This window comes from Synechococcus sp. H60.1, from assembly GCF_047462335.1.
Lineage (GTDB): Bacteria > Cyanobacteriota > Cyanobacteriia > Thermostichales > Thermostichaceae > Thermostichus.
Window position 1 is genome coordinate 20,159 of the sequence record NZ_JANSJA010000282.1, and the last position, 4,345, is coordinate 24,503.

Annotated in this window: 5 protein-coding genes; 3 read left to right on the forward strand and 2 right to left on the reverse strand. The window is 62.4% G+C overall.

The features are described 5' to 3' along the window. Together NW852_RS12905 and NW852_RS12910 are read left to right on the forward strand one after the other, a co-directional pair. Positions 1–704 (forward strand): S9 family peptidase (locus tag NW852_RS12905; protein ID WP_414426804.1); only part of this gene is annotated, 704 nt, incomplete at its 5' end. Positions 705–727: 23 nt separating this feature from the next. Further along, positions 728–2,842, forward strand: coding sequence for a transglycosylase SLT domain-containing protein (locus NW852_RS12910; RefSeq protein WP_414372545.1), 2,115 nt, complete (start codon positions 728–730; stop codon positions 2,840–2,842). A 19-nt stretch (positions 2,843–2,861) separates the two neighbouring features. On the opposite strand, the gene NW852_RS12915 is transcribed toward NW852_RS12910, so the two are convergent. Next, entirely contained in the window at positions 2,862–3,146 is a 285-nt protein-coding gene (locus NW852_RS12915; protein WP_414372547.1) for a DUF3082 domain-containing protein, read from the reverse strand. Positions 3,147–3,193: 47 nt separating this feature from the next. Here NW852_RS12915 and NW852_RS12920 point away from each other — a divergent pair, with 47 nt between their 5' ends. Then, positions 3,194–3,913, forward strand: a complete 720-nt coding sequence (locus tag NW852_RS12920) for a J domain-containing protein (protein ID WP_414364957.1) — start codon at positions 3,194–3,196, stop codon at positions 3,911–3,913. On the opposite strand, the gene NW852_RS12925 is transcribed toward NW852_RS12920, so the two are convergent. Then, positions 3,910–4,345: SDH family Clp fold serine proteinase (locus tag NW852_RS12925; RefSeq protein ID WP_414426805.1), on the reverse strand; the 436-nt coding region annotated here is incomplete at its 5' end. The two genes, NW852_RS12920 and NW852_RS12925, sit on opposite strands and share 4 nt — an antisense overlap.

Below are 4,345 nucleotides of genomic sequence, written 5' to 3' on the forward strand. Positions count from 1 at the left end.
TGGGGATCCAGTACTGGACCAGCCGCGGGATTGCCGTTTTGGATGTCAACTACCGCGGCAGCAGCGGCTATGGACGGGCCTACCGGGAGGCCCTCAAGGGCCAATGGGGCCTTGTGGACGTGGAAGATTGCATTGCTGGAGCCCAATTCTTGGCCCAGCAGGGCCGGGTTGACGGCGAGCGATTGCTCATTCGCGGCAGCAGTGCCGGCGGCTACACGACCCTGGCAGCTTTGACGTTTCACAGGGTTTTCCGCGCCGGCGCCAGCTACTACGGCATCAGTGACCTAGAAGCGCTGGCCCGAGAAACTCACAAGTTTGAGTCCCACTACTTGGAGAGCTTAATTGGCCCCTACCCCCAACGGCAGGATCTCTACCGAGAGCGCTCTCCCCTCCACCACCTAGAGGGTCTCAACTGCCCGATCATTTTCTTTCAAGGCCTAGAGGACGCCATCGTTCCTCCCAACCAAGCGGAGAAGATGGTAGCTGCCCTGAAGGCCAAAGGGATCCCGGTGGCCTACGTGCCCTTTGAGGGAGAGCAGCACGGCTTCCGCCAGGCGGCCAACCTCAAGCGGGCGCTGGAGGCAGAGCTTTACTTCTACGCCCAGATCCTGGGGTTTCCCCTGCCAGAGCCCCTCGAGCCAGTTCCCATCGCCAACTGGAGTCCTCCCTGCCCTGGCTCGGCGCCTCCTCGTTGGGTATCGTAGTCAAGGAGCTGGGGGAGGGAGGCATGGGGAGCCTAACCAGCAACCTCTGGAGGCAATGGGTGGCCGCGGCCTTAGCAGCAGGCGGAGTCCTGGGCGGTGCCCTCTGGGGCTTTTACACTTCTTCCTGGGCAGAACCCGTTGAGATGGCGGCGGTGCCGCCGGCATCCCCAAGCGCGACTTCTGGCGCTGCCTTTTTGCGCGCCTACAAAGCCCTCCAGGGCGGCCAAGCCCAAGCGGCCTTGGAGTCCTTACAAGGCTTGGAAGAGAAGCTGCCAGTTCTCACTGATGAAATTTGGAAGCTCAGGGCCCAGGCCTATGAAAAGCTGGGGGATCGAGAAACTGCCCGCCAGATCTGGTGGCCCAAGATCTTGCGGGAGTACCCCCACAGTCCTGTAGCCGCCTATGCCCTGTGGGGAATGGGCCAGGTGGAGCAACTGCGACGGCAATTTCCCACTCACCCCTTGACTGCTCGCGCCCTCCAGCACTTGCTGCAGCAGCATCCCGACCGCTACGACCTACTGCGGGATCTGGCCCAACATCACCCGCAAACCCCTGGGTTAACGCCCCTCTTGGATCGCTGGCGCCAAGCCCAGGAGGGATCCCTCACAGCCTCCGACTGGCAGATCCTGGCCGATGCCTACTGGGAGCAGCGGGAGTACGGCAAAGCCGCCCGCGCCTACAAACACGCCCCTGCTACCCCCCAAAACCTCTACCGCCAGGGCCGCAGCCACCAGATCTCGCGGGAGTTTCCCCAGGCCAGGGCCGCCTACCAAGCGCTGCTGGCGCAATTTCCCGAGGCTGCCGAGGCCTCCCTCACCCAGCGTCGCCTGGCCGAGCTGAGCGACCTGCCGACAGCCCTTCAGTTGCTCCGACAGGTGGGATCCGGCTCGAATCCAGAGGCCCCAGAGGCCCTGCTCAGCCTCAGCCAGCTTTATGAGCGCAACGACAGCCCGCAGTCGGCCCAGGCGGTGCGGCAGACCCTTTGGGAGCGTTTCCCGGCCAGCGAAGCGGCGGCCAACGCCGCCTGGACGGTGGCTTGGCGCCAGGCGCAAGCGGGCAATCTCAGCCAAGCCATTGCTCTGGCCCAGCAGATTGGCTTGGCCCAGCAGGATACGGAAATGGGGGCGCAACTGCTCTACTGGGCAGGCAAATGGCGGGAACGCCTGGGGGATAGGGCGACGGCACGGCAAACCTATCAGCAGGTGCTGCAGCGATTCCCTCACACCTACTACGCCTGGCGGGCGGCGGTGCAACTGGGCTGGCCAGTAGGAGATTTCTCCAGCGGCCGCCAAAGGGTTGAGGTGGACTTTCAGCCGGTGCGCCAACCGTTGCCAGGGGTCTCTGAGGCCACGCAAACTTTGCATCTCATCGGCGCCAGCCAACTGGCCTGGGAGCGCTGGCAGGGGGAAACGGCCCTGCGGCAACGGGATCCGCGCCAGATGAGCGTGGCCGAGCGCTTTGCCAGCGGCATTTTGCGCAACAACGCTGGCGAGCACCTCCAGGGGATCAACCAGGTGGCTGCTTTGCGCTTCAGCGCCGAGCCTGACCCGCTGCTGCAGAGCTTGAGACAGCGCCAGGATTTCTGGCAGGCCGTCTACCCGCTGCACTACTACGCCGACCCGGAGAACACGTGGGAGGGAGATCCCTATGCCCGGCCTGGGCTGGCCTACTGGTCGCGGCAATTTAACCTGAATTCCCTGATGGTGGCAGCCTTGATCCGCCAGGAATCCCGTTTTGAGCCGGAGATTGTCTCGGCCTCGGGAGCGCTGGGCTTGATGCAGGTGATGCCTGCCACCGGCCGCTGGATTGCCCAAAAAGTTAGTCTAGCCCAGTACAGCCTCACCAACCCTGCCGACAACCTGCGCCTGGGATGCTGGTACTTTGACTACACCCACCGCACCTATCAAGACAACACCCTGCTGGCCCTGGCCAGCTACAATGGCGGGCCTGGCAATGTGGCCAGATGGCTAAGCCGCTTCGGCTTTGAGGATCCCGATGAATTTGTGGAGCGGATCCCCTTTGCCGAAACCCGTGGCTATGTCAAGTCTGTCTTTGGCAACTACTGGAACTACTGGCAGCTCTACACCCCAGAGGGGCGCACCTTGGTCAGCCAGCGCCTCCGTCAGCGTCCTGGCTAACCAACTCCCTCGACTGCGGCTAGGATCGGTGCCGAGAAGAGGTCAGCCGTTCTCCCAGCAATTGCAGCGAGTAGGCTGCCAGCCCCAGGCCCACCATGACAAACATGAAGGTGATCAGGGAAACGGATCCCACCAGCAGGTAGCGCACCAGAATGCTGATCCCCCGCGCCAGGGATCCGCTTTCCAGGTCGATTGGCGGCAGCTTGGCCAGCATCGAGAGCAGCAATTGTAGGAACCCATAGCCCAAACTGGCAGCAAAGGCAGCCCCCACGAGGGCGTTGAGGGGATGGGAGGAGGACGGCATGGGGCAGCACCGGAAAACTCACCATTATTGTAGGCTCCAGGTACAATATGAGCGTTTGTTCTGAGAACAAAATGATGGGGAGCGGGTCTGAAGCAGTTTCCCACTACGAAGTGTTGGGGGTTTCGGTGCTGGCGACGGCAGCGGAGATCAAGTCTGCCTATCGCCGTCTGGTCAAGTACCACCACCCCGACAGCCTCCTGGCCAAAAAAGATCGGGCTGCCGCTGAGCGTATTCGCCAGATCAACGCTGCCTATGCGGTGCTTAAGGATCCGCAAGCCCGCCGCGAGTACGATCGGCAACTGCGCTCCAATTACGCCCCGCCCCGCCCCCAGCCCACTGGCTCCCCATCAGAGACGGTCAGCCAGGAGGCTATTGCCCGCGAAGCCTGGATTCGGCAGGTCTACACTCCTCTGAACCGAGTTTTGGGGCCTTTACTGTCTTCCCTCAGGCCGCAGTTAAATGCCTTGGCGGCAGATCCTTTCGATCCCGATTTGCTGGAGGCCTTTGGCCTGTATCTGGAGGAGTGTACGCAGAAACTGACCCAAGCTCAGCAGATCTTTCGCCGCCTTCCCAATCCCAGCAGCCTAGGGGGGGTGGCTTCTCGCCTCTACTATGCCCTCAACCACTTGGAAGATGCCCTGGAGGAGCTGAGCTATTTCCCGCTGAACTTCGACGATCGCCACCTGCACACCGGGCAAGAGCTGTTTCGACGGGCGGAAGGGTTGCGTCGAGAAGCCATGGACACCTACGCCCAGAGTTCGCCCTAGCGAGACCGGCTGCCGGGTGGAGAGGGGCGGGAATCGTAGGGGGTAGGAATGTACTGCACGGAAGGACGGCCTATGCTGGCTTGTGGGTAGAGATCCATCAGGGCGTAGATCTGGGGCGGCAACTCGGTGGAGATGGGCAGGCCCAGCTCCCGCGCTTCTTCAGCCGTAATCGGGTAGTCGTGGGTTACCCGCCCGCTGGTCAGAGCCTGGATGAGGGGCTCAACGCGTTCGGGGGCAATTTTGCGCTTGGGCACCTCGTCCTTGAGCAGCTCCCGCACAAAGTTCTGTACCTGTTGCATCGCTTTGCGGGCCAGATCTGCCAGGATCAGCGTCTGGTCGTCGATCTCGGCAATGGGTTTTTCCGCCACCACCTGCAAAATGCTGGCGGCAGCGTAGCCCCCTATCTGCGGATCGACCGGCCCTAGGACAGCA

What these genes read in the sequence shown, in the direction of transcription:
- NW852_RS12910 (WP_414372545.1), top strand. Translation starts at nt 728, where the DNA reads ATGGGGAGCCTAACCAGCAACCTCTGGAGGCAATGGGTGGCCGCGGCC.
- NW852_RS12915 (WP_414372547.1), bottom strand. Translation starts at nt 3,146, where the DNA reads ATGCCGTCCTCCTCCCATCCCCTCAACGCCCTCGTGGGGGCTGCCTTT.
- NW852_RS12920 (WP_414364957.1), top strand. Translation starts at nt 3,194, where the DNA reads ATGAGCGTTTGTTCTGAGAACAAAATGATGGGGAGCGGGTCTGAAGCA.